The organism is Bradyrhizobium sp. Kon56, assembly GCF_055807635.1.
Map to the genome: position 1 here is coordinate 1 of NZ_JBVVOU010000584.1, position 242 is coordinate 242.

At 63.6% G+C, this 242-nt stretch carries 1 protein-coding gene; it reads right to left on the reverse strand.

All coding sequences use genetic code 11. From position 1 onward, the window contains the following. Positions 1-242 (reverse strand): amino acid permease (locus tag AC0L3B_RS40150; RefSeq protein WP_473383560.1); only part of this gene is annotated, 242 nt, incomplete at both ends.

Sequence of the window (242 nt, forward strand, 5' to 3'; positions counted from 1 at the left end):
AGCACATGCCCGGCAGCCAGCGCCTCGATCGGAATCACCAACACCCAGAACCACCAATACAACCAGCCGATGGTGAAGCCTGCCCAGCGTCCAATGGCCTGGTCGGCATAGGTGGAAAACGAACCGGTGTCCGGGCGCGCCACGGCCATTTCGCCGAGCATACGCATCACCAGCACAACCAACAGGCCGGAGCACAGGTAAGCCAGTAGAACCGCTGGCCCCGCTGCCGCGATGGCATGCCC